Source organism: Embleya sp. NPDC025285 (assembly GCF_055558835.1).
In genome coordinates, this window is sequence record NZ_JBVHLU010000148.1 from 1 (window position 1) to 20,808 (window position 20,808).

The 20,808-nt window shown below is 69.9% G+C and carries 19 protein-coding genes and 2 pseudogenes; 10 read left to right on the forward strand and 11 right to left on the reverse strand.

What is annotated here, in order from left to right; translation table 11 throughout:
* On the reverse strand, positions 1-227 hold a 227-nt coding region (locus ACZ4FV_RS47885), incomplete at its 3' end, for a transposase domain-containing protein (RefSeq protein WP_465327447.1).
* Positions 228-1,653: 1,426 nt separating this feature from the next.
* On the opposite strand from ACZ4FV_RS47885, the gene ACZ4FV_RS47890 reads away from it, so the two are divergent.
* Complete coding sequence (locus ACZ4FV_RS47890) at positions 1,654-1,932, forward strand: IS3 family transposase (RefSeq protein WP_465327449.1); 279 nt, start codon at positions 1,654-1,656, stop codon at positions 1,930-1,932.
* Between the two features lie 1,065 nt (positions 1,933-2,997).
* Here ACZ4FV_RS47890 and ACZ4FV_RS47895 read toward each other — a convergent pair.
* The 4 genes and pseudogenes from ACZ4FV_RS47895 to ACZ4FV_RS47910 form a co-directional block, all read right to left on the reverse strand.
* Positions 2,998-3,585 (reverse strand): isochorismatase family protein, encoded by a 588-nt coding sequence (locus ACZ4FV_RS47895; RefSeq protein WP_465327451.1) that lies wholly within the window; start codon positions 3,583-3,585, stop codon positions 2,998-3,000.
* 39 nt (positions 3,586-3,624) lie between these two features.
* A complete protein-coding gene (locus ACZ4FV_RS47900; protein ID WP_465327453.1) occupies positions 3,625-5,226 on the reverse strand; it encodes an N-acyl-D-amino-acid deacylase family protein in 1,602 nt (533 codons plus the stop codon).
* A gap of 205 nt (positions 5,227-5,431) precedes the next feature.
* Positions 5,432-5,767 (reverse strand): annotated as a pseudogene (locus ACZ4FV_RS47905) (ABC transporter substrate-binding protein); the annotation flags it as partial.
* A gap of 5 nt (positions 5,768-5,772) precedes the next feature.
* Positions 5,773-6,744: an ABC transporter substrate-binding protein gene (locus tag ACZ4FV_RS47910; RefSeq protein WP_465327455.1), complete on the reverse strand. Its 972-nt coding sequence runs from the start codon at positions 6,742-6,744 to the stop codon at positions 5,773-5,775.
* A 266-nt stretch (positions 6,745-7,010) separates the two neighbouring features.
* Between ACZ4FV_RS47910 and ACZ4FV_RS47915 the strand changes: the two genes are divergently transcribed.
* From ACZ4FV_RS47915 to ACZ4FV_RS47935, 5 genes are all read left to right on the forward strand, one after another.
* A complete protein-coding gene (locus ACZ4FV_RS47915) occupies positions 7,011-7,907 on the forward strand; it encodes a GNAT family N-acetyltransferase (RefSeq protein ID WP_465327457.1) in 897 nt (298 codons plus the stop codon).
* Between the two features lie 37 nt (positions 7,908-7,944).
* Positions 7,945-9,726, forward strand: coding sequence for a PucR family transcriptional regulator (locus ACZ4FV_RS47920; protein ID WP_465327459.1), 1,782 nt, complete (start codon positions 7,945-7,947; stop codon positions 9,724-9,726).
* 1,327 nt (positions 9,727-11,053) lie between these two features.
* Entirely contained in the window at positions 11,054-11,329 is a 276-nt protein-coding gene (locus tag ACZ4FV_RS47925; RefSeq protein WP_465327462.1) for a hypothetical protein, read from the forward strand.
* On the forward strand, positions 11,326-11,721 hold the full coding sequence (locus ACZ4FV_RS47930; RefSeq protein ID WP_465327466.1) for a PIN domain-containing protein: 396 nt from the start codon (positions 11,326-11,328) through the stop codon (positions 11,719-11,721). Before ACZ4FV_RS47925 ends, ACZ4FV_RS47930 begins: the two co-directional genes overlap by 4 nt.
* 477 nt (positions 11,722-12,198) lie before the next feature.
* Positions 12,199-12,408 (forward strand): DUF6210 family protein, encoded by a 210-nt coding sequence (locus ACZ4FV_RS47935; protein ID WP_465327468.1) that lies wholly within the window; start codon positions 12,199-12,201, stop codon positions 12,406-12,408.
* A 686-nt stretch (positions 12,409-13,094) separates the two neighbouring features.
* Here the strand turns inward: ACZ4FV_RS47935 and ACZ4FV_RS47940 are convergent.
* Complete coding sequence (locus ACZ4FV_RS47940) at positions 13,095-13,721, reverse strand: class I SAM-dependent methyltransferase (RefSeq protein WP_465327470.1); 627 nt, start codon at positions 13,719-13,721, stop codon at positions 13,095-13,097.
* Between the two features lie 63 nt (positions 13,722-13,784).
* Between ACZ4FV_RS47940 and ACZ4FV_RS47945 the strand changes: the two genes are divergently transcribed.
* A complete protein-coding gene (locus tag ACZ4FV_RS47945; protein ID WP_465327472.1) occupies positions 13,785-14,447 on the forward strand; it encodes a TetR/AcrR family transcriptional regulator in 663 nt (220 codons plus the stop codon).
* Positions 14,448-14,535: 88 nt separating this feature from the next.
* Here the strand turns inward: ACZ4FV_RS47945 and ACZ4FV_RS47950 are convergent.
* Positions 14,536-14,805: pseudogene (locus ACZ4FV_RS47950) on the reverse strand (Tn3 family transposase); the annotation flags it as partial.
* A gap of 393 nt (positions 14,806-15,198) precedes the next feature.
* Here ACZ4FV_RS47950 and ACZ4FV_RS47955 point away from each other — a divergent pair.
* Together ACZ4FV_RS47955 and ACZ4FV_RS47960 are read left to right on the forward strand one after the other, a co-directional pair.
* Positions 15,199-16,527 carry a DEAD/DEAH box helicase family protein gene (locus ACZ4FV_RS47955; RefSeq protein WP_465327475.1) on the forward strand — a complete coding sequence of 443 codons (1,329 nt, stop codon included), beginning with the start codon at positions 15,199-15,201 and terminating at the stop codon, positions 16,525-16,527.
* Positions 16,528-16,696: 169 nt separating this feature from the next.
* Positions 16,697-16,873, forward strand: coding sequence for a hypothetical protein (locus tag ACZ4FV_RS47960; protein ID WP_465327478.1), 177 nt, complete (start codon positions 16,697-16,699; stop codon positions 16,871-16,873).
* Positions 16,874-17,231: 358 nt separating this feature from the next.
* Here the strand turns inward: ACZ4FV_RS47960 and ACZ4FV_RS47965 are convergent, their stop codons facing one another.
* The 4 genes from ACZ4FV_RS47965 to ACZ4FV_RS47980 all read right to left on the reverse strand — a co-directional run bounded on the left by ACZ4FV_RS47965 (position 17,232) and on the right by ACZ4FV_RS47980 (position 19,942).
* Entirely contained in the window at positions 17,232-17,618 is a 387-nt protein-coding gene (locus ACZ4FV_RS47965) for a hypothetical protein (RefSeq protein ID WP_465327481.1), read from the reverse strand.
* Positions 17,615-17,821 carry a hypothetical protein gene (locus ACZ4FV_RS47970; RefSeq protein ID WP_379990978.1) on the reverse strand — a complete coding sequence of 69 codons (207 nt, stop codon included), beginning with the start codon at positions 17,819-17,821 and terminating at the stop codon, positions 17,615-17,617. Before ACZ4FV_RS47970 ends, ACZ4FV_RS47965 begins: the two co-directional genes overlap by 4 nt.
* A gap of 1,078 nt (positions 17,822-18,899) precedes the next feature.
* Positions 18,900-19,103, reverse strand: a complete 204-nt coding sequence (locus tag ACZ4FV_RS47975) for a hypothetical protein (RefSeq protein ID WP_465327484.1) — start codon at positions 19,101-19,103, stop codon at positions 18,900-18,902.
* Positions 19,104-19,138: 35 nt separating this feature from the next.
* Positions 19,139-19,942: a sigma 54 modulation/S30EA ribosomal C-terminal domain-containing protein gene (locus ACZ4FV_RS47980; protein WP_465327487.1), complete on the reverse strand. Its 804-nt coding sequence runs from the start codon at positions 19,940-19,942 to the stop codon at positions 19,139-19,141.
* A 650-nt stretch (positions 19,943-20,592) separates the two neighbouring features.
* Between ACZ4FV_RS47980 and ACZ4FV_RS47985 the strand changes: the two genes are divergently transcribed.
* Positions 20,593-20,808 (forward strand): transposase (locus ACZ4FV_RS47985; RefSeq protein WP_465327489.1); only part of this gene is annotated, 216 nt, incomplete at its 3' end.

A 20,808-nucleotide genomic window follows, 5' to 3' on the forward strand; every position in this document is an offset into this window, starting at 1 on the left:
ATCGCCCCGGTCGTCGGAACCCGCCACGTCCCCACCCACCGACGCTCCCGCTCCAGACCCTGCGTGAGCAGACGCGCGACCTCCTCGTAGCCCTGCCCCGAGAACAGACACATCGCCAGGACGAAATACACGACCACCCGCGCCGGCAGCAACCGACGACGCTGCTCGACGCGGCCACACCCCGCGACCACCTCGTCGATCAACTCCGCCGGAAACGTACGCGTCAAGACCCCCAACGCGATCCGATCCGAGAACCGCTCTCCCGTCGACGACTTCACCTGCCCAGGCCTTGGCACAACCCACCCAACGACCGAACCCCACCAAAGTCACTGGTATTGGGGCTAGGACTCCGTACGCGCTTGCCGATCCTGGTCCGAGCCTGCGGGAACCGGAGCGGCCACCGTGTGATCCGGACGAAGCGTGTGGACTCGAAAGGATCGTGCGGTGGCCGCGGGCCACGGAACGGACGTCGATCGTCGGGTGTCGCCGTTCGGTGTGGTGATGTCACGGGTCGGGGACCGGTACGCCCGAAGCGAACCTCATCCGACCACGCGGGAGTTCGTGGCCGGTCCGCTGTCGACGATCGAGCGCAAGAAGTGCCGGAACCTCGCCGAGCGCACGGGCCACCTCGCGACCCGACGCGATGCAACGGCTGCTGCGATCGGCCCATCGGGACGCCGACGCGTCCGGGACGACCTGCGCAACCTCGTCGTCGAGCACCTCGGGCGTCCCGGACGGAGCCCTGGCCGTGGACGAGACGGTGCGCGGCGCAGGAGGCGAGCCGTTTCGGGACGTGGCCTGTTCGACCCGGGAGACGGCAACCCGGTCGGCGAATACCCGTCCCCCGGCTACGAGAAGCAGGTCCGTGGCCGATGCCCGCCCCCGTCGCTCCGGCGGTCGGTTCGACGACGGATACCGAGAACTTCGACGACGGAACCGAGAACGCTGACGCCGTGGCTTGTGCGTGGCGGTCGGCGCCGACTGGGGATTTCGGTGGCGAGGAGGCGAGTGTCGGTGGCAGGCCGACCACGCGGGCGCGGGGGGTGGATTCCGCGCACGTGGCGCACATCTCGGCCGGCCGCCACAAGCCGCCGAGCCGTTCGGGCAGGGCCACGAAGCGGACGACACCGGCGCAGTACCCCGCCGGGAGAAACGACGACATTGTCCGGTTGGCGGCACGCGTGGATCCACCGAGCCCGGAACGCAGGCAAGCCCAGCTCAAAGCCGTTCCGACTCCATGGCCCGGCGTGGGTCCTTCGCGCGTCCCGACGCGCGTTGCATCCGGATGAGGTCCGCGCGATCCGGTATGCGAATCTCAAGGCCATCGGGGGCGGTGACGATCACGGCACGGTCGAGGACCTCCCGCAGAACCACTCCGCCCCATGACAGCGACGGCATGCAGCAGTCCCCACCTGCCGGCGGGGACTCGAAGGTGACCTCGGGGCGCAGGAGTGCCTCCGATTCGGACGGCACAGCGAACGCCCCGGCGGCGTCGTCTCGACCGGTCCGGTCACTCTCGGTGTCGGGCCGGGGCCGCGACGCGCGAGCGGGTCGGTGTCCGCGGGGCCGCGTTGGGTGTGAGGCCGGCGGAGCTCTACGGGCGTTCGAAGAGAAGGATTCCCGGTAGCCGGACAGTACGAGTTCATCGAATCGATGCGACTCGACACCGCGGAGTACGCCTATCCCGTCGCATTCATGTGCGACCGCCTCGGCGTGTCCAGGTCCGGATACTACGAGTGGCGCCGCCGCCCGGAATCCGTGACCGCACAACGGCGCGAGGAATTGACGCTGCTCGTCGCCAAGGTCTTCGAGATGTCGGACGGCACCTACGGACATCGCCGCATCCACGCCCAGCTGCTGCGCCGAGGCGCCCTGGCCGGCCCGGAGCCGGTCCGCCGGATCATGCGCGACCTGGACCTGGTGGCGCCCTGATGCGGCGCCGGCGCCGTGGATCGTGCGGTCGCCCCCGATGAGTTTGGTGCCTGCCGGGCCGTACAGGTGGGCGAGACCGTGGTCGCGGGAACACAGCACGATCTCGTTGTTGTGCAACTGCGGATCCGCGCCGGGGTGCCCGGGAGCGCCCAGGGAGAGGCATCGGTCCAGACCTGCGGTCAGTTCGGTCATACCGTCGGAGTTGATTCGGTACAGGCGGACGTGGCCGGTGGGCTGGTCCTTTTGGGCTGCGACGACCAAGTCGTGACCGAGCCACCCCGCGGCAAGGCAGAAGTAGTCGGGGGCGGTGAGCCGTTCGGCTGTCCCGCCCTGGACGTCGAGGGCGTGGACGGCGCGGTCGAAGGTGAGATCGCGGTCGGGACCCATGGACGCGGTGAATGCGAGGCGCTGTCCGTCGGGCGACCATGTCGGGGTGCTGGTCTCGAAGTCGCCTCGGGTGAGTTGCCGGACTCGTCCCAAGGTGACGTCCGCGGTGAACACGTGACGCGTCGAGCCGACGACGAGGCCGATGTAGTCGGCCTTGTCGTCGAGGGTGTCGACGACGACGGGTGTGGGCGGGGCGGCTCGGGGACCCTCGCATGTGGCTGCGAACGCGGGGGCGTTGCCGTCGGGTGACCACACCGGGATTCCTGCTCCGCCGTCGCGCGTGGTGAGCGCTCGGACAAGACCGTCGATGGACACGAGATGGAGCTGGGGTACACCGTCGACAGGCCGGAGGAAGGCGAGCCGTTGTCCGTCGGGCGACCAGCGGGGAGCGCTGTCGGCGGGGCCGTCCGTGAGCCTGCGGGGGCCGCCGTCACCGGCAAGCCATATCTCGGTGCGGTCCGCGTCCAGGTCATGGTCCGCCGACATGAGCACGTACGCCACGAGTTCGCCGTCGGGCCGCACTTACGGGTCCATGGGCACGGCGATGCGGTAGAGGTCGTCGAGCGATGGGCGGTTCATTCGGGACGCGGTCCTTTGCCGGGCGGCGTGGTCGGGGTTGTGGTGAGCCGGCTCCGCCCCCTCGTCGGGTCCGCCCCCTCGTCGGGCCCGGCCCCCCAGTCACATGGAGAAGCCCGGCGGGTGCGACAGCGCGGGGTTGGCTTTCGCGAATGCGCGGATGTTCTCGACGGTGCGGAGCCAGTCGTACAGCAGCTCCTTCGCCGATATGAGCTCGACGCCCACGGCCTTCATCCGCTCGAGACCGTTGTGGTGGGCGGCGTTCGGGGAGAACAGTGCATCGCGGATGGCGATCACGCGCTTGCCGGTTCCCTGGAGCCCGATGGCCGAGTGTGCGACGCAGATGTCCGTCTCCAAGCCCACCACGACGACGGTCGGCGCACCGGTGGCCTCGATCGCCGCGAGGATGTCGGGGTTGTCCGGGGCGGCGAATACGGCCTTGGGGAGGACCCGTGTTCCTTGAGGGAACCGGGCGCGGATGCGCTTGTCCGTCTCACCGTTGCGATCGGGGTCCTCTTCGGTGACGACGACGGGGACGCCCGCGGAGGCGGCCACTCCCACCAGCCAGGCCACGCGGTCGAAGACAGCGCTGAGTTGCTCGCGGTCCACGTCGTGGCGGTGGTCGCGGTAGAAGTTCTCCTGCGCGTCGATCACAAGCAGCACCGACTGGTCGACGTCGATGAGGGACATGGTCGTTCCTTGTCGCAGAGCGGGTGGAAATAGGGGAGTTCAACCGCGACGGACGGCCCGGCCGCCGAGGGCGCCGGTCGGGAGGGCGTCGCGCATGGCGACTGTGCCGTTGACGAGCACGTGGCGCATGCCGGTCGCGTATTGGTGCGGCTGCGCGTAGGTGGCGTGGTCGGCGACCGCGGCCGGATCGAAGACCGCGATGTCGGCGTACGCGCCGGGAACCAGCCGCCCGCGGTCGGCCAGGCGGAGGGTGTCGGCCGGCAGCGAGGTCATGCGCCGGACGGCCTCTTCCAGTGAGAGGAGTCGTTCCTCGCGCACATACTGGCGCAGGATGCGCGCGAAGGCCCCGTATGAGCGCGGGTGGACTGGTGTGTCGGTGAACGGGGCCTCGGCGGCGACCGATTCGGAGTCGGAGCAGATCGAGACCCAGGGACGGCGCAGTGCGGTGCGCACGTTGTCTTCGTGGCTGACGAAGTACGCGGCCAACAGGGTGGGGTTCGCGGCGACCAGGTCCATCATGAGGTCGAGCGGGTCCGCGATGCCGTGTGCGGCGGCTGCCTGCGTCAGGGTCAGGCCCGCGGTGGTGGGTCCGGGTAGGGCGTCGGCGAGGACGAGCACGTGGTCCGGGCCGGCTGCGGCGACGAGGAGGTTCTCCCACTCGTGCTGCGGCCCGCGGATCGCCGTCTTGATCTCCTCGCGTACGGCCTTGTCGCGCAGGCGTTGAGCGAGTTTGTCGCGTCCCCCGACGTGGAAGGGAGGTGGGATGGATGCCGAGAGGGCCGTGGAACCGGCCTCGTAGGGGTAGAGGTTCGCGGTCGCGGGCAGCCCGGCGTCGCGCGCTTGGTCGATGAGGTCGACGGCGGCCTGCATCTTGGGCCAGTTGTCCCGACCGACGGCCTTGATGTGGTAGACCTCCACACGCGCCGATGCCTCGCGGCCGATGCGCAGCACCTCGTCGATGCCTTCGAGGAGTCGGTCTCCTTCGCTGCGGATGTGCGAGATGTAGAGCGCGTCGTGGCGCGCGACGATCCGCGACAGGGCGATCAACTCCTCGGTGGAGGAGTAGCTTTCCGGTGGGTAGATCAGCGCGGACGCGAGCCCGAGTGCGCCGTCGGCGAGTTCTTCGTCGAGGAGTGCGCGTGCGGCGTCGAGTTCGGTCGCGGTGAGCGGCCGGTGGTCGTGTCCGGCACCGAGCAGGCGCATGTTGTGCGAGCCGACGAAGCTGGCGACGTTCTGCGCGACGCCGCGGTCGGCCATGTGGTGGAGGAAGCCGTTCAGGCGGGGGAAGCCCAGCCGGGTACCGTCGGGTTCCGCGTCGGTCGCGGAGACGGTCTCGAGCATGCGTCCGGCGACCGGTCCCATGGAGATGCCTTCGCCGAAGACCTCGGTGGTGACGCCCTGGTAGAGGTCTGACAGCCCACGCGGGTCCTGCTGGAGGGCGAGGTGGGCGTGGCTGAGGACGTTGACGAAACCGGGCGCGACCGCGCATCCCGTGGCGTCCAGGACCACCGCGTGCTCGTGGTCGGGGATTGCGCCGATGCCCAGGACGCGATCTCCGTCCATCGCGACGTCGGCGGGGCGGCCCGGTGCGCCGGTTCCGTCGTAGACGGTTCCGCCCCGGATGATCAGCGTGCTGGGCATGCGGGCTCTCCTGGTGGGCTACGGGATGCGCGGTCGGTGTCTGTCGGCGGGTGGCCGCGTCCGCCTGGTGCCACAGCTCGCAGCCGCGCTCGCCGGGGGTGGCGGTCGCCTCGGCTGCCAGCCGGTCGTACTCCGCGTTGCGGATCGCGGCGAAGTTTTGCCCGGACGGGGGCAGAGCACCCGAGACGAACGGCTGTAGGGCGTTGGGAATGTCGGCGGTCGGCGGGATCAGGTACACGTCGAAGTCGGCGGTCTCGTACAGCGTCTTGTCGAAGGCGGTGTCGCCCTCGCCGGTGAGCTTGGCCTTCACGCCGAGCTTGCCCCACTTGGACGCGATCAGTTCTGCGGTGGCCGCGTGGCCGGGGATGACGCTGTAGTAGCGCAGGTCGACTTCCAGCGCCTTGCCGTTCTTGCTGCGGATCCCGCCCCCGCCGACGGTCCAGCCGGCCTCGTCGAGCAGGCGTCCGACGGCGGCCGGGTCCAGCTGGGTGAACCGGCCGCTCACCACGTCGCCTTGGCAGGCGGCGCCTTCGCCGGTCACCAGGCTCAGGGGCGCGCGCCCTTGCCGCCGGTCGCCACGCGCATCAGCTCGTCCAGATCGAGCACGCCGGTGAGGGCTCGGCGTACCTTCTCGTCGGCTCCCGGCCGGTTCTCGCGCTCGTTGAACCACATGGTCGACTCACCGACCTTGTAGTCGACCCTGCCGCCCTTGAGCGCTTCGATGCGGGAGCGGTCGGGACCGGTGACCGTCGCGGAGTTCACCTGGCCGGACTGCAGCAGGTTCGCTGCGGTGGTCTCGTTCTTGACGACCTTGGTGACGATGCGCTGGGGGGTGCCCGGGGCATCGGTGCGGGCGCCGTTGGGGCCCCACGTGTACCCGTCGCGTCGTACCAGGGTGTAGGACTCGCCCGGGGCAACGCTCTGCAGGACGAACGGGCCCGTCCCCTGTGAGGCGTTCTTCAGGCCGTCGAGGTTCTGCAGGCCCTGGGGGCAGACGATGGGCAGCCGCCCGAGTTGGCGTACCAGGAAGCCGTACGGCTTCCCGAGCGTCACCTTGACGGTCCCCGAGGCGTCGTCCGGGGTCACCGTGAATGGATCGGCCGGCAGGTAGAGGTCGAGCAGCGGCGACTTGTTGGCCGGGTCTTTCACCCAGTTCAGGTCGGCGGCGACCATGGTCGCGGTCAGTTTCGTGCCGTCGGAACACGTCACCGCCGGGTTCAGCGTGAACGTCGCCTCCGTCGCGGTCGCGTCCCACTTGGTCGCGATGCCGGACACGATCTCGCCCTTGGTGTCGACGTTGACGAGCGAGTCGTAGAGGAAGTTCGTGGGCCCCGCGTTGTAGTTGCGGTACGGGTCGGACGGCATCGTGTCGTACGCGGTGGCCCGGGTGTACGTGCCGTTCTCCTGGTACCCGCCACCGCCGTTGTTCTGGCCGTTCGTGCCCTTGGCGCCCCCGCAGCCGCTGGTCACCAGGACCGCGACGACGAGAAGGCCGGAGGCCTTGCCGTATGCCTTCACTTGATTCCCCAGTCCTGATGGTTGCCCGAGGTGAATGCCCGGGGACCTTCATGCGAGTGTCGGGCGATGCCGGAAAGAATCGCCGACTCGCAGGGACGGCGGCTTGTCCGCCACGACAAAAGCGGATTCCCGTCACGGTCCCGGCAGACAGAACTCGGTGTTCCGGATACACGGCCGAGGCCGGTCCGTACCGGCGCACAAACATCCGCCGGAAATGTGTGAGCGGCGGACACGAGGCTTCTCGTTGCGGACACGACGATGTGACGGTGACCAATCTTGCCACTGAGAGCCAACCAACCGATTTTGACTCGCTGACGACCGAGGCCCGGGGGTCCGCCCGGCGCGCCGCGCGGGCGTCCGGCGTCCGGGTACGAGAACTCACCGAACTGGCCGATCTCGAGGCGCTGTGCCACACCTTCGACCAGGTCTGGGGACTGACCCCCGCCGACACGCTCATCACCGCCGAACTGCTGCGCGCGCTGTCCAAGGCGGGCAACTACATCGCCGGCGTCTACGACGCGGACACCCTCCTCGGCGGCGGCGTGGGCTTTTTCTCGGCCCCGGCCAGCGCCACACTGCACAGTCACATAGCCGGAGTCTCCGCCGCGGCCCGTGGGCGCAGCGTGGGCTTCGTGCTCAAGGTGCACCAGCGTGCCTGGGCCCTGGAGCGCGGCGCCACCCGGATCCACTGGACGTACGACCCGTTGGTGCGTCGCAACGCGTACTTCAATCTCGTGAAGTTGGGTGCGCTGCCGATCGAGTACCTGCCGGACTTCTACGGGGCCATGGGGGACGAGATCAACGGCGACGATGTCAGCGACCGCCTGCTCATCGACTGGGACCTCACCTCGCCCGCGGTCGTCGCAGCGTGCGCCGGCCGTCCCCGCCGCTTCGAGCCGGGGCCCGAGGCCGGCGACACGGCCGCTCTGATCGCGTTGGCCGAGGGGCCCGGCGGCGTCCCGTGCTTCGAGACCGGCACCGGGGGGCACGTGCTGGTCCGGCTCCCCGCGGACATCGAAGGGATGCGCCGCACCGATCCGGCCCTGGCCCGTCTGTGGCGCAAGGCGGTGGGGGATGTCCTGGGGGGCCTGCTGGCCGAGGGCGGCCGCGTGGTCGGCTTCGACAGGTCGGGAGCCTACGTGGTGGAACGCTCTCATTCCTGAAGACAGGCGGTCGGCGGCACGCGGCGCGGCAAGGTTCGTGCCCGGTCGCGCGACCGATGGGCTGTTCGCAGATCCCACAATCGGGATTATTCTTGTCCATCCAAACCAAGCGGGTCGCAGGGGGCGATCCTTACCTGCGGAGATGCTCACACCTGTGTCGCAGCGCCCGCCCGGCAGTCTGAGCCGGGTCCTGGATGACCTCGGTCCGACGTTGCTGGACCCGATCTGTCTCGACGCCGACCTCGACGAACCCATCGGCGGCGTGCTCATCCATGAGCCGGACGACACGCAGGAGTACCCGCCGCGCGCGATCGTCCTGGGCGTTTGCGTCCGTGACCGCTCCGAGGTCACGGCTGTCCTGCGTGAGCTCCACAGGCACGGAGCCGCCGCCCTGGTCGTCCGAGGGCCGGTCTTTCGAGATCCGGAGGTCGAGGCGGCCGCGGCGGCGGCCGGGATCGCCCTGCTCGCCCTGACCCGCGGCGCTTCGTGGGCGCAGTTGGCCGCGATGCTGCGCACCCTCATCGCGGAGGGAAGCGTCGGTGACGAGGAGCCCGAGACGCTCGCGGGCATGCCGTCCGGAGACCTGTTCGCCCTGGCCAACGCCATCAGCACACTCCTCGACGCGCCGATCACCATCGAAGACCGGCGCTGTCGCATCCTCGCGTTCTCCGGTAATCAGAGCCACACCGACGCGTCACGCGTCGCCAGCGTCCTCGGCCGTCAGGTTCCCGCCGCCCACATCCGCATCATGGAGGAGCGTGGGATCTTCAAGAGGCTCTACAGCGAGTACGACCCCGTCTACCTCGATCCCATCGCCCTCGAGGACGACGAAGTGGACCTGCCCCGCGTGGCTGTGGCCGTACGGGCCGGCGAGGAGATTCTCGGGTCGATGTGGGTGGTGGTGAGCGAGCCCCTGAGCGAAGAGCGGATGCGCGCGTTCCGCGACTCGGCCAAGCTCGTCGCCCTGCACATGCTGCGTCTGCGGGCGGGGAGCGATGCCGAGCGCCGGCTCCGCGCGGATCTGGTGGGCACCGCTCTCACCGGCGGGAGCGGCGCGGCCGACGCCCTCAACCGCCTCGGGCTGGGCGAGGAGCCGACGCTGGTCGTGGCGATGTGCCTACCGGTCCAGGCCACGCGGAACGTCAGCACGGAGGATCACGCGCGGCTGACCGCCGAGCGCGAGCGTCTGACGAGCGCTCTGGCGGTGCATTTCAGTGCCGTGCAGCCTCGTTCGGCCGTCGCGCTGCTGGGCGATATCGCCTACGCGATTCTGCCCGCTCGCGGCGTCGGCCGCGAAGCCGTGCAGCGTGCGACGCGCACGGCGGCGACGTTCCTCGAACGCACCGGCGCCGGCGCGGAGGGCGCCGCCGTCATCGCCGTCGGCACGGTCGCCGACGACCCCTCCGGTCTCGGCCGTTCTCGCGCCAACGCCGATCGCGCCCTGCGTGTCCTGTCCTCGGGCCGCAGCCCACGCCGCGTCGGCTCGATCTACGACGTCTATATCGAAGCCCTGGTCCTGGAAATGGGCGACCTCGCGGCCGCCAACGGAGACGAGCTCATCGACTCCGTCGCCCGCCTCGTCGCCCACGACGAAGCCCACGGCTCCCGGCTGGTCGAGACCCTCCAAGGATGGCTCGACGCGTTCGGCGACGTCATCACCGCCTCGACGAACCTGTACGTCCACCCCAACACCTTCCGCTACCGGCTCCGCCGCGCGGCCGCGGTCGGTCGGATCGACCTCCAAGACCCCTCCGACCGTTTCGCGGTCACGCTCCAGCTGCGCATCATGTCCGCCCAGCGGCCTCCCACGAACCGATAGCCGCCGGGCTCAGGGCCGGGCGCGGTCGAGAATGTCGCGGCCGGTTCGGCTGTCGGTTCACAGAGAACACGGATGACCACCGAGCCCCCTGCGCTCGGTGGTCATCCTGTTTGTGGGGCGACAGGGTCAGCGGCTGGGCGCCCCCGCGGTCTCGGCGGTCTGCCCCGCGAAGTGGCAGGCGGTCGCGTGCGATCCGTTCCGGTGCCGCTGTGGTGGCGTGGTGTGGCAGATGTCGCGGTCTGCCTGGCTCGACCTCACCCGACACCGTTCTGCCTGAATCTTGCAGCTCGCACCGTCGGCTTGCACGAGGCGACGGAGCCGCACCGCTGATCGGCTCGCGATGCTCACGGCGATCGGTAGGGCCGGCGGTCGCGGAGGATGCCCACAGGACGTCGACGCGTCGGCGGGCCAGGGCGAGGACGGCCTGGGCGTCGGCGCAACGGGCGTCCGTGGTTCGGCGGGTGGGGGGTTCGGCGGTCATCGCAGGGCCTGCGTCGGCTCCGGGACGACGACCGGAGGAGACGGAGCGCACCAAACGTGTTCGATCACATGCGAAGTAGTGGCTGCCTCGCTCGACGGACCGCTCGCTCCCGGGCTGGACAGTCGTCCTTGACACGCCATGCCACGTGGAGCAGCCCACCGCCGCCTCCGACCGTCCGCCGGTTCACCCGGCCGAGAGTGACCGCCCTGGTCGCGCAGTCGATGAACCAGGTGACGTACGGGTGGACGAGATCGCCGCCGGCGGGCACACGCAGCGGGGCCCGACGTGATCGGCCTGCCTCCCAGACGTGGTTGCGCCAGGTCAGGGAGCGGTGGGCGAACACGTCCAACGCACGCGCGGCTTCCGGCCCTTGCGGTGACCGGCCCGCTCCCCCGCGGTCGGATCCCGGTGGATCGCACGCAGGAACGTCGCCAACGACGGCACCGGATCCAGCAGTAGGACGGCCGACGGCGGCGCGCCGCCCGGGAGCGACCTGTCGCCCGGGCAGTGCGGTGACGAGGTCGGCAAACCGCGGTCGCCGGTCGTCGTGTCCTGTCACGTGGTCCTGTGGGCGCGGGCCACGAGTTCGCGGTGAACCGCGGAGGCGTTCCCGTGCCAGTAGGCCGGCAGAACTCGGATCCGCCTGGGCAATCTCGAACCAGTCGCCGTGGCGAGCTCCCGGAGTGGCGGCGGTTACGGGTGTGATGATGGCATCGGCCGGCCATCGCCACACCGTGCGGTCGGAGACGGGCGGCGGGGGTCCGGTGGTGAGCCCCTTGGTGCCCGCCTGCATCGAAGATGTCGGAAGTCGTGGAATCGTCTCTGTAGTGTGTCTATAGTGGTGCTATGACGTCGACGACGATTCAGGTGCCGAGAGAGACCCGCGACCATCTCGCCGAACTCGCGAGGGAACGCGGACTGAGCATCGGCCAACTGGTCGAGGCGTTGGCCGCCGAGCAGCCGACCGCCGCGCAGCGGGCCGAGCGCCTGGCCGCCGACCGGGAGACGGTGCGTTCGGTGATCGGCGTCCCGATCACCGACGAGGAATTCGACGACGCGCCCGACATCCTCGCCAACATCCACCGCATCGCCGCCGACAAGGCCCGGAAGACCCACGCGTGATCATCCTGGACACCGGCGCCGTCAAGGCACTCGCCGCCGGCCACAAGACGCTGGGCCTCCTCGCGGGCAACATGGCCCGCACCCCCGGCGACCACCTGGTCGTCCCCGCGCTGTGCCTCGTGCAGGCCGAGGCAGACGCGCAGGGCATCGCCCACCGGGTCCTGGCGCTGTCGAGCGTGAACGTCGACCCCCTCGAGACGGTGGCATCCGTCGCGGTCGGCACGATGATCCGCGACGGCCTCGGCGGCCCGGACACCTGCCACGCCCTGTACTGCGCCCTTCCCCGGGCCGAGTTCACCGGCATGTCGATCCTGCTCACCACCCATGAGGACGCCTACCCACCCGGCATCGTCACCGTCGACATCGATGCCCCCGGCATGCTCGGATTCTGACGGCGGGAGAACGACCACGACGGGAAACCGTCCCGGCACCTCGATCGAGGCGCCACGTCACCACCACACGCACCGCACCACTCCAGCACGAGGCGCGCCCCGGAACCCGTCGCCCACCCGTGACCGGCCACGCATCCGGGCACGGAGCCCGGCGACCGAGTCCGCGTTCCCGATCCCCCCGCGCGTTCGCACCACGACGTGCCCGCTCCCGACGAACCGGATGCGGAGCAGACACCCCGCAGCTTCGGCCTCGACATGCAGGCGGCGGGCGCACCGGTTGCGAGCGCGGTGCGGCGACTCGTTCGGAGGCGGCCTGCTCGGCCCGGGGCGGTGGGGGTGAGGAGCGCGGCCCGCAGCCGGGCCGGGGCCGGCTTCACCTCCACCAGCGCGCGGCGTACCGGGACACGGCGCGGGAGCAGGCGCAGCGCCTGGTGAAGCGCGACCGTCTTGCCGTGTCCGGGGTCGCCACCGGTGGCGATGGCGTCCATTCCCGAACATCTGCCCGCGTTGTGCGCGGCCGTCGCCATGATCCGGATTCCGGCGAGCAGCGGGTCCTCGTGCAAGCTCGACTACGACCTGAGCCCGATCGTCGTCGACGAGGCGCGCCTTGAGGAGATGACCGCGGCACACGTCCCGGTGACCACGGAGTTCGGCCCCGGCATCCTGGTCTGGTCCAACTCCGACTGAACCCCGCCACCGGGACGAGGCAACGACCGCCTCGGGCTGCCGTCGGGGTCGACACGGTTTTCGAACACCGGATGGCGGTTGTGTGTTGTCGGGGCGGATGCCGGTTCCCCCCGCGGCCGACGGCGGATCGGTTCCCGGCCCGACGGACCCGCCGATCCCGCGGACACGGGCAGCACTGCCCATGAACTCGGTCGCGACCCGCAGCTGTCCACGGCGGCGCGTTCGTCGAGAGCCGTCCGGGCATCCGGTCCCATTCGTTGCCCCGAGTGGTCCCGGGATCTGCGTGCGAACGGAGCGTGGTGTCCACGCGCTCGACCGCCCCGCGTCACTGCGGACGGCTCACCGGCCCGCCGAATGTGGTGGAGTCGGTGTCATTGCGCGGCGACCAGGCCGTTGCCTCGGGCGGGCCGATACCGGCGTCCGGTCGACGAACACAGGCGATTTCTGTTAGCCGGACGGCGGTTGTGCCCCGGCGTCTCGGATCGGGTGTGGCCGGGGTTCCGGAACGCCCCGCGCTCGGTTCCGACTCCCATCCGCACCTCTCATTTCGTAGCGCGTGCTCGGGAGGGGAACCCGCTTTTCAGGGCACATCGCACCGGCGCTCTCGCAGAACTCTCACGGATGTTCGTTTATGAGAACGGTCGCGCGCGACAGCCGCAGCCCGAAGCTGCCCGGTGCGACTGAGCTCATGCAGAGTCGGCGTCGCGGCGCAGCGTGAACCAGAAGGTCGGGACCGGGTTCGTGCCGGGCGTCACGTCGTCCAGCTGCCACCCGGAGAACCTGGCGCGGAGTTCGTCCGCAGTGACGCCGGACCACGAGTCGTCGAACGCCCCGGGCCCGTACCCGAACATCAGCAATCGCGCACCGGGGGCGGCACGCTTGGTGAGGCCGGCGGCGTAGGCGTCGCGGCGGTGCGGTGGAATCCCGCAGTAGCAGCTCAGGTCGAAGAACAGGTCGTACGGGCCGGGTACGCCCACCTCGTCGAGCCGGGTGGCGTCCCCGCACAGCACCGTGACGTCTGCTCCTGCGGCCTCGGCCTTCTCCCTCGCCTGCCGGACCGCGCGCTCGACCAGGTCGACGGCCGCCACCCGCCAGCCGTGTCGGGCCAGGTACACCGCGTTGGTCCCGGTGCCGCAGCCGAGTTCGAGGGCCCGGCCCGGCATCAGCGCACCGGGCCCCTCTATCAGGGCCACCAGCTCGGGCGGCGTGATGCCGCTGTCCCACGGGGGCTTGCCGTCCCGGTAGAAGTCCTCCAACACGCGGCGCACAAAACCCTCTTGCTCGAGTTCCGCAGCCGTCCGAGTCTCACTCATCGCTACCCCTCCAAGAAATTAGAGTTCATCTCTAGTGACTGACTCTAGATATATACTCTCGGCATGGATGCGGTCAAGGGATCCGACGGACAGAACGTCAAGCGCCCCGACAAGAGGGCCGAGCGCTCGCGGCTCACCCGCGAGAAGATCGTTGCGGCGGCGCGGGAGCTGTTCGTCGCGCAGGGGTACGGTGCGACAAGCCTTCAGGAGGTCGCCGATCGCGCGGGTGTGGCCGTCCAGACCGTGTACTTCGTGTTCCGCAACAAGCGCGCGCTGTTCAAGGACGTCGTCGACACGTCCATCGCGGGCGACGTCGAACCGGTCGCCACGATGGACCGCGACTGGTTCCGCGCCGCGTGCGCCGAGCCCACAGCGGCCCGGCAACTGCGCGCCCACGTGCGGGGCGTGCGCGACATCCTCGGCCGGGTCGCCCCGATCGTGCCGCTGATCGCGGCTGCGGCCGCCACGGACCCGGAGATCGCCGCGCAGTGGCCCGCCGGCCCCGACCCGCGCTACACCGTCCAGCACGCCGCGGCGAAGGCCCTGACCTCCAAGCCCGACGCCCGCCCCGACGTCGATACCGCCCGCGCCGCCGACCTGCTGTACGGGCTGCTCAGTCCGGAGCTGTACCTGATCTTCGTCCGCGACCGGGGCTGGTCCCCCGACGCCTGGGAGGAGTGGGCATGTGTGGCCCTGACTACCCACCTCTGCACAGACCACGAGTAGGCCACCGACTCTTCGGCGACAGCCGCCGAAGCCGAGTCCGCGACCGGCTACGGCTGCGGAAGCCGACCGGGACGCACGCCGCTGCACCGTCGTCATCATCGTCAAGCCCGGCAGCGTCCGGGTCGCGCAGCGGCCGCAAGGCCCCGCCGGCCGGGGCGGAGACGGTGAAGCCGTAGCGGCCCAAGACGTTGAGGTTGCGGTGCTTCAGCGGGGAGAGTCGGGCGGTGTCCTCGTCCCGGACCTCGTGGCCCTCGGCGCGGAGCTGGGCGACAGCGGCGTCGATGTACCGGGGGATCCAAGGCACCACGCCGTTGAGGACCAGACCGAGCGATCCGAGCCGCTGGTCCGCTATGCCGTCCCCCTGACCACCTCACTGGTGGCCCTCCTGCTCTCGGAGGCGGGCAACATCGGCCTACTGCGCGCCGCCCGCACCCCCACCGCCGAGGGGAAACTGCGCATGACCTGGCGCGAGATCGGCGTACGCCTCGGCAACACCAAGCAGGGCGCCCAGGATCTCTACCGCCGCCGCATCGGCAAGACCGCCACCACCCGCCTGCACAACCCCCCACCGCAGAGCCCCGATCACACCCGAGCCGAAGACCGCGCCCCCGGAGCGTGAGACCGCCCGCCGACCACCCGCCCCGACCGCGCCCGATGTCCGAACGGCCCGATCACCCCACGCGGAGACCCCGATGTCCCGTCCCACCCGCCCCTCGACCCGCCCCACTCGACCCGCCCCACTCGCACCGACATGGCCGCGCTGCGCCCGCACCAACGCGACGCGCTCGCCGCGATCGTCCGCGAACCGGAGGATCCGGACGGCGACGCCGCCGGCACCACTCCCCACGGCGGGCGCCGAGCCACCGCGGTGATGGCCTGCGGGACCGGGAAGACGTGGGTGGCGGCCGGGACGGCCGCGACGCCGGCCGCGCGCGGGCGAGTGCTGGTCCTCGTGCCGACCCTCGACCTCCTCGTGCAGACCGTGACCGCCTGGCAACGGGCCGGGCGCACCGGCGGCGTCCAAGTGGCGGTGTGCTCGCTCGGCGGCGACGCCGCGTTGGCCGCCGCGGGGGTGCGGGCGACCACCAGCGCCCCGCAACTCGCGCTGTGGACGGGGGCGGTCGAGGGGCCGGTGACGGTGTACGCCACCTACCAGTCGCTGGAAACGATCCTCGCCGTCCACCGGGGCATGGTCGGCCTGCGCCTTCCCGCGTGGCGGCTGGTGGTCGTGGACGAGGGACATCGATCCAGCGGACGGCTCGGCCGCCTCTGGACCGCCGTGCACAACGACCGGGCCCTGCCCGCGCTGGAACGGTTGTATCTGACCGCCACCCCGCGGGTGTGGGAGCCGGCCGACGTCAGCGCCTACGGCGAGGGCACCGGCCGCGGCGACACCGGCCGCCTGCCCCTCGACGCCGACGACGACGTCTGGGACGACCCCGACACCACCACAACCGACGACCTCGAGAGCGACGAGCCCGACCGGGGCGACGGGGCCGACGAGGACGAGGACTTCGACAACCGGAACGACCCCGAAGACGAGGACGACATCGGTGCGTGGCCGTCGCGGATACGTGGGGGCGACCGATCCACTCGTCGATGCCCGCCCGCGCGGTCGCGCCCCACGGTCCACCGCCTGGAACTCGCGGCCGGGTGCCATCTCGGGCTGCTCGCCAGACCGCGCATCGCGGTCGTCGACGTCGCCGACCCCACCGTCCGGGACCTGGCCGAAACAAGCGGTGTCGACCTCAACCGGGGCCCGGGTCGGCGCAGCCTCGAGGAGGTCGAGGAGCTACCGGGCCGCGCGCCTGTCCGTCCTGGGCCGGCCCGGGGGCGCGTGCGTCGCCGATCGAGGAGTTGTTGCAGGCGAGTCGTCGTCGACTCGGCGTGCAGTTGCTTTGTCTCTGGTGCGTCGTACCTGTTCACGTCGATCCCGCCGTCGGACAACACCTCGACAAGGAACGACTCCTCCGCGCCGACGTCTTTGAGCAAGACAACTTCGTTTTGCTCAATGTCCCAACAAACGTGCAGGTTCCTGGCGTCGTCGATGCGCAGGAAATACATGCCCTTCTTGGTTTGAAAGGCCAGCCCCTCGTCCGTTATGTTCTTTCCCTGAGTCGCACTCGGAATCTCGGCATGCACCTTCTTGGCTCGGTTCGGGCGGATTACCAGGCTTTGGCCTCCAGAAACTTCCATTTCCTGACTTTCTCGCGATATACGGGTCGATTCTGGCCAGGACGCCACAACCAATGACCACAGAGGCGATCAAGAAAATGATCTCGGACGCGAAAGAGATCTACCAACTGTACGGGGTGAATCCTCACGTCGACGTCAGCGCGGCAACCGGGGCTCTCGAGACCATCGTTTCTGCAAGAAGGTCACACGCGGCCCTGCTCAAGGTCGGCAGTTGGTCCGGCGGCGTCTGATCCGCAACCTGCGGGGCGATTCAACTGCTCGTGGTGGGGACGGGGGCGCCAGTCCTCCAGTTCGTCATAGCTCCCGGCGTCGGCGACGGTCGTGTGCGGAGTGCACCGGCCACCCGTCGAGTCGGAGAGGGGGCCTCGTCCACGCCTTCGCGACTCAAGGATCGACGGGACGTCGTCGGGGTCGTCACGTCCGACGGATCGTGTCCCACGCCCGCGGTCCCGGATCGCCCGACGCCGGCAGGCCGTGTCGCCGCCGGGGGCCGGGAGTCCCGGGCGAGAGGGACCCGGCCCGCCTACGGACGTTCCCTCCGGGTCCGCTCGGCGGGTTGTCGCCTCCCTCGGAGGGTGGGTCCGATGTTCAATCGGTCTGCGGCCGGCTCCAGGCGCGCAGTGTTCGGGTGACGTCGGTGAGGGAGTGTTTGCGTTCGCGGATGTCGCGAGTCAGCTGTACCCAGCCGCCGGAAGGGACGGCGAGGGGTTCGTCGGAGCCGGCCATGTAGCGGTCGGCGCAGGCGCAGCCGACGACGGCGTTGAAGTCGGCGAAGGGCTCCAGGACGATCATGGAGTGGACGAACGTCGCGGCGCGCGCGGCGGTCTCCTCGTAGTAGAGCTCGCCGCGGAAGCGTTCGTAGCGGTGGCGCTCGACGCAGAACGCGAACGATCCCCAGTCGGTGAGAGGTAGGTTCACCGGGGTGTTCGCGGTCTGGATGTCCAGGACCCAGCCGGCCTCGACGCGCAGGATCAACGCTGCCCCTCGGGGAAGGCGTCCTCGAACTCGGCCAAGTGCTCGGTGACGAACGTGGCGGCGCCGGTGACGAAGTTGCGGCGGGCGGCCTCGGACACGCTCAGGTCGTGCACGTGCGCCTTCACCGACTTGCCCCCCAGCCGTGCGGCCTCGCGCACGGCGGCGAGTTCCTCGTCCGTGTACTCGATGTTCAAAGCTGGCATGCCCGCCAAGGTACCAGGCAGGTACCACCGGCGGTACCGGACCGGTACCAAAACCACGGGCACCCCTGGGAGCCGTCGTCGGCCGCCGGGCCCGGGCGCGGTCGCGCCTTCCGGGTGTTGCCGGGCGGGCAGGTCCCACACAGCAGCGCTTGAGGCTTACGAAACACCCCGACCCGGCGCGTCATTTGAGTCGGGGCCCGCCGTTCCGTAGCTGGCCGACGGCCGGTCCAGTCCCTCGAATCGCCACTGCAGCAGGTCGACGCATGCGTGGAGACCCGGTGTCGGCAAGCCGGCACTCTCGCGCATCAACATAACCGCCTGGATCTTGCGCCCCGAGACGATCAGGCGATCCACTTCGGTTTGCACGTCCCGCGAGAGCCGGTTCCACAACGCGTTTCCCATACCGTCATTCAACAGCGGCACCCCAACAAGGCGCATGGAGGTTTTGGTTCCAGTGTCACCGACAAAGCCGACATCAATGCCGGAGCAAACGCCTGGAACCGGATGAACCGCTCTTTCAGTGGGCGTTTGATGTTGATTCGTACTGACCGTTTCAACGGGCTTTATCTAATTTTATCGCCACCGCGCACGGCCCGATGTGGCCGGAAGACCTCCGAGTAATAGGAGCTTCCACCCCATTACTAAGCCAGACGGAATCTGAGCGGCATGTGCGAACTAAACGGGCGTGTCTCGGAGTGCGCGAATGCGCTCCTACAAGGCGAAGTATCCTAAAAGCTGCCGACCTCAAAGGTGATGAATCCTCACTTGATATACCTAAACGCCCACTTAGACGCGCAGGCTATGTGCAACACACCCGGGCGTTCTCAACGAAACCACGAAACCCCCAGCTCAGGCCCCCACAGCCCTTCCCCGGACGGCCACGAAACTCGCCCGCGCCGGCGTGACCGCAGTAGGCAGCCACGCTCCGCCGGCCCTGTTGGCCCGGCTGTACGGGGTCCGAGACTCGCGGACACGCGGTCGTCGGCGACGACCGCGAAGCCCGTCGCGCTCTGGCCGACACGGGAACCCGCCTCGGACACATCGGCGACGGAGACGACTCGACCCGGTTGGCGTCCCTTCAGAGCCCTTGGGCGAGCAGGAGCTCGTGCGCAAGCCGCGCGCCGCGGGCGACCGGGTCGGGTTCGGGTTCCTGGGCGGGGTTCTGCTCCAGGCCTTCGGACAGGGCGCGGAGGGCTCGGGCGAGGGCCTCGACGTGTGCTTCCAACGCGTCCACGCGTTCCGTCGTACCGTCGGTTGCGTTCTCAGTCGTGTCCTCGTTCATGGTGGTTCCACCTTGGTCGTGGCTGCTGCGGTGGGTCACTCGGCGGGTGTGATCAGCCCGTAGTGGCCGTCGTAGTGGTGGTAGAGGACGTTGCCGCGGCCGGTGGCGGCGTCGACGAAGAACACGAACGGCTGCCCGGTCGCCTCCAGTCGGTTCCTCGCGCCCGCTACGTCCAGGCGCGGCGGTGCCTGCGGGCTGACAGTCAGAGGCACTGCGATCTCACCGAGCTTGTCCGGGTGGGGATGGACCTGGGCGAGCCGCCATCCTGTCGGTGGCACCCGGTAGATCACGCTGTCCTCGCCGGTCGCCAGCTCGGTGAACAAGTGGAAGCCGTAGTCCATCGTCTCCAGCTCGAACCCCGCCTCGTCCGGCGTCTCGCGCGCCAATGCGAACGATTTGTGCCGCACGACTTCGCGTTCGGATGCCGGCCGCGGGAAGTAGTCCGGGCGGTGTGTGGGCTCGGACCCGTGCCGCCACTCGTGCGGGCCGGGCTTCGGCACGGCACCGCGGCGGGCCTGCCAGTCCTGGCGCAACCGGTCCAATCGGAGCGCGAGCCGGTCGTGCAGCAGGTCGATTGCCTCGGTCATCGTCGCCGCCGCGAGATGAGCTCTGGCCGGGCGGCCGTTGACGTCCACACTGGCCTGGGCGATCGCCGGGCGCTCGGTGGCCGGGTTGCGGGTCTGCGTCAGCCGCACCCGGGCGAACAGGACGGGGTCGCGCACAGAGACCAGCAGCGAGGCGATCTTGCCGCGGGCGTACTCGGCCGCGTCGCGGGGCAGGTCGCCTTGGGCTTCAACCTGGATTTCCGGCGCTGCCTCGGTGGTTGATCGGTTCTTCATGGGATCCACTCCGTTCCTGTCGACTTCGGGCGGCGGGCGGTACCGGGCCGCCGTGAGACGTGGCGACAAGCTGCGGCCTTGCCTCGTGCGGCGCGAGCCCAGGAGTCAGACATGATCGACGCATCGCCACAGTCGTGGGGACGGGCATGGCTTGCAGGCACCAGCGGTTCGCGGTGGCCGAGGCCACCAGCGGCGAAAAGGGTGCCTGCCGGTACCGGCGCCCGTCAGTAGGGCAGGAGCCGTCCCGACGGGGTGCGCAAGTCCAGCGGCGGCACAGTCCGCCGACGTCCGGGCTTCTTGGCGATCCTGATGCGTGGCACGGCGGCCACCTCCTGGGGTTCTCCGGCCCATCAGTGCGGGCTGGGCAGGGAGTTCAGTTCATCCCCGAGGGCCATCGCCAGGTACCAGGACAACACGGCGCGCCCACCTTCGGACAGGGCCACATGGCCCGGTGATCAGAGTTGGCCGACCCCACAGGCGTAATCAGGTAGCGGGCGCGTGTCGACCGGAGGCGCTCCCCGTGCGCGGTGCCGCGGCCGGGTGCAGGCTGACAACTGGGGCGGTTCGGAAGCAGCAGTGTGAAGTGACCCGAGATTTGTGGAGTCCTGGAAGCCGGGTTATGGTGCCCGGCGTAAGGAGCACTACGAACCATGCCAGCACCACGCAAATACCCCGACGAGCTTCGGGAGCGGGCGGTCCGGGAGGTACGCACCTCCGGGCGTCCGGTCGCCCACGTCGCACGGGACCTGGGCATCCACAAGGAGGCCCTGTGCAACTGGGTCCGCCAAGCCGAGGCCGACGCCGGCGAACGCGACGACCGGCCGACCACCGCCGAGGCGGAGGAATTGAAGCAACTCCGCAAGGAG

What these genes read in the sequence shown, in the direction of transcription:
- ACZ4FV_RS47980 (WP_465327487.1), bottom strand. Translation starts at nt 19,942, where the DNA reads ATGAAGAACCGATCAACCACCGAGGCAGCGCCGGAAATCCAGGTTGAA.
- ACZ4FV_RS47945 (WP_465327472.1), top strand. Translation starts at nt 13,785, where the DNA reads ATGGATGCGGTCAAGGGATCCGACGGACAGAACGTCAAGCGCCCCGAC.
- ACZ4FV_RS47900 (WP_465327453.1), bottom strand. Translation starts at nt 5,226, where the DNA reads ATGCCCAGCACGCTGATCATCCGGGGCGGAACCGTCTACGACGGAACC.
- ACZ4FV_RS47955 (WP_465327475.1), top strand. Translation starts at nt 15,199, where the DNA reads ATGGCCGCGCTGCGCCCGCACCAACGCGACGCGCTCGCCGCGATCGTC.
- ACZ4FV_RS47970 (WP_379990978.1), bottom strand. Translation starts at nt 17,821, where the DNA reads ATGCCAGCTTTGAACATCGAGTACACGGACGAGGAACTCGCCGCCGTG.
- ACZ4FV_RS47940 (WP_465327470.1), bottom strand. Translation starts at nt 13,721, where the DNA reads ATGAGTGAGACTCGGACGGCTGCGGAACTCGAGCAAGAGGGTTTTGTG.
- ACZ4FV_RS47890 (WP_465327449.1), top strand. Translation starts at nt 1,654, where the DNA reads ATGCGACTCGACACCGCGGAGTACGCCTATCCCGTCGCATTCATGTGC.
- ACZ4FV_RS47925 (WP_465327462.1), top strand. Translation starts at nt 11,054, where the DNA reads ATGACGTCGACGACGATTCAGGTGCCGAGAGAGACCCGCGACCATCTC.
- ACZ4FV_RS47935 (WP_465327468.1), top strand. Translation starts at nt 12,199, where the DNA reads ATGGCGTCCATTCCCGAACATCTGCCCGCGTTGTGCGCGGCCGTCGCC.
- ACZ4FV_RS47975 (WP_465327484.1), bottom strand. Translation starts at nt 19,103, where the DNA reads ATGAACGAGGACACGACTGAGAACGCAACCGACGGTACGACGGAACGC.
- ACZ4FV_RS47895 (WP_465327451.1), bottom strand. Translation starts at nt 3,585, where the DNA reads ATGTCCCTCATCGACGTCGACCAGTCGGTGCTGCTTGTGATCGACGCG.
- ACZ4FV_RS47960 (WP_465327478.1), top strand. Translation starts at nt 16,697, where the DNA reads ATGACCACAGAGGCGATCAAGAAAATGATCTCGGACGCGAAAGAGATC.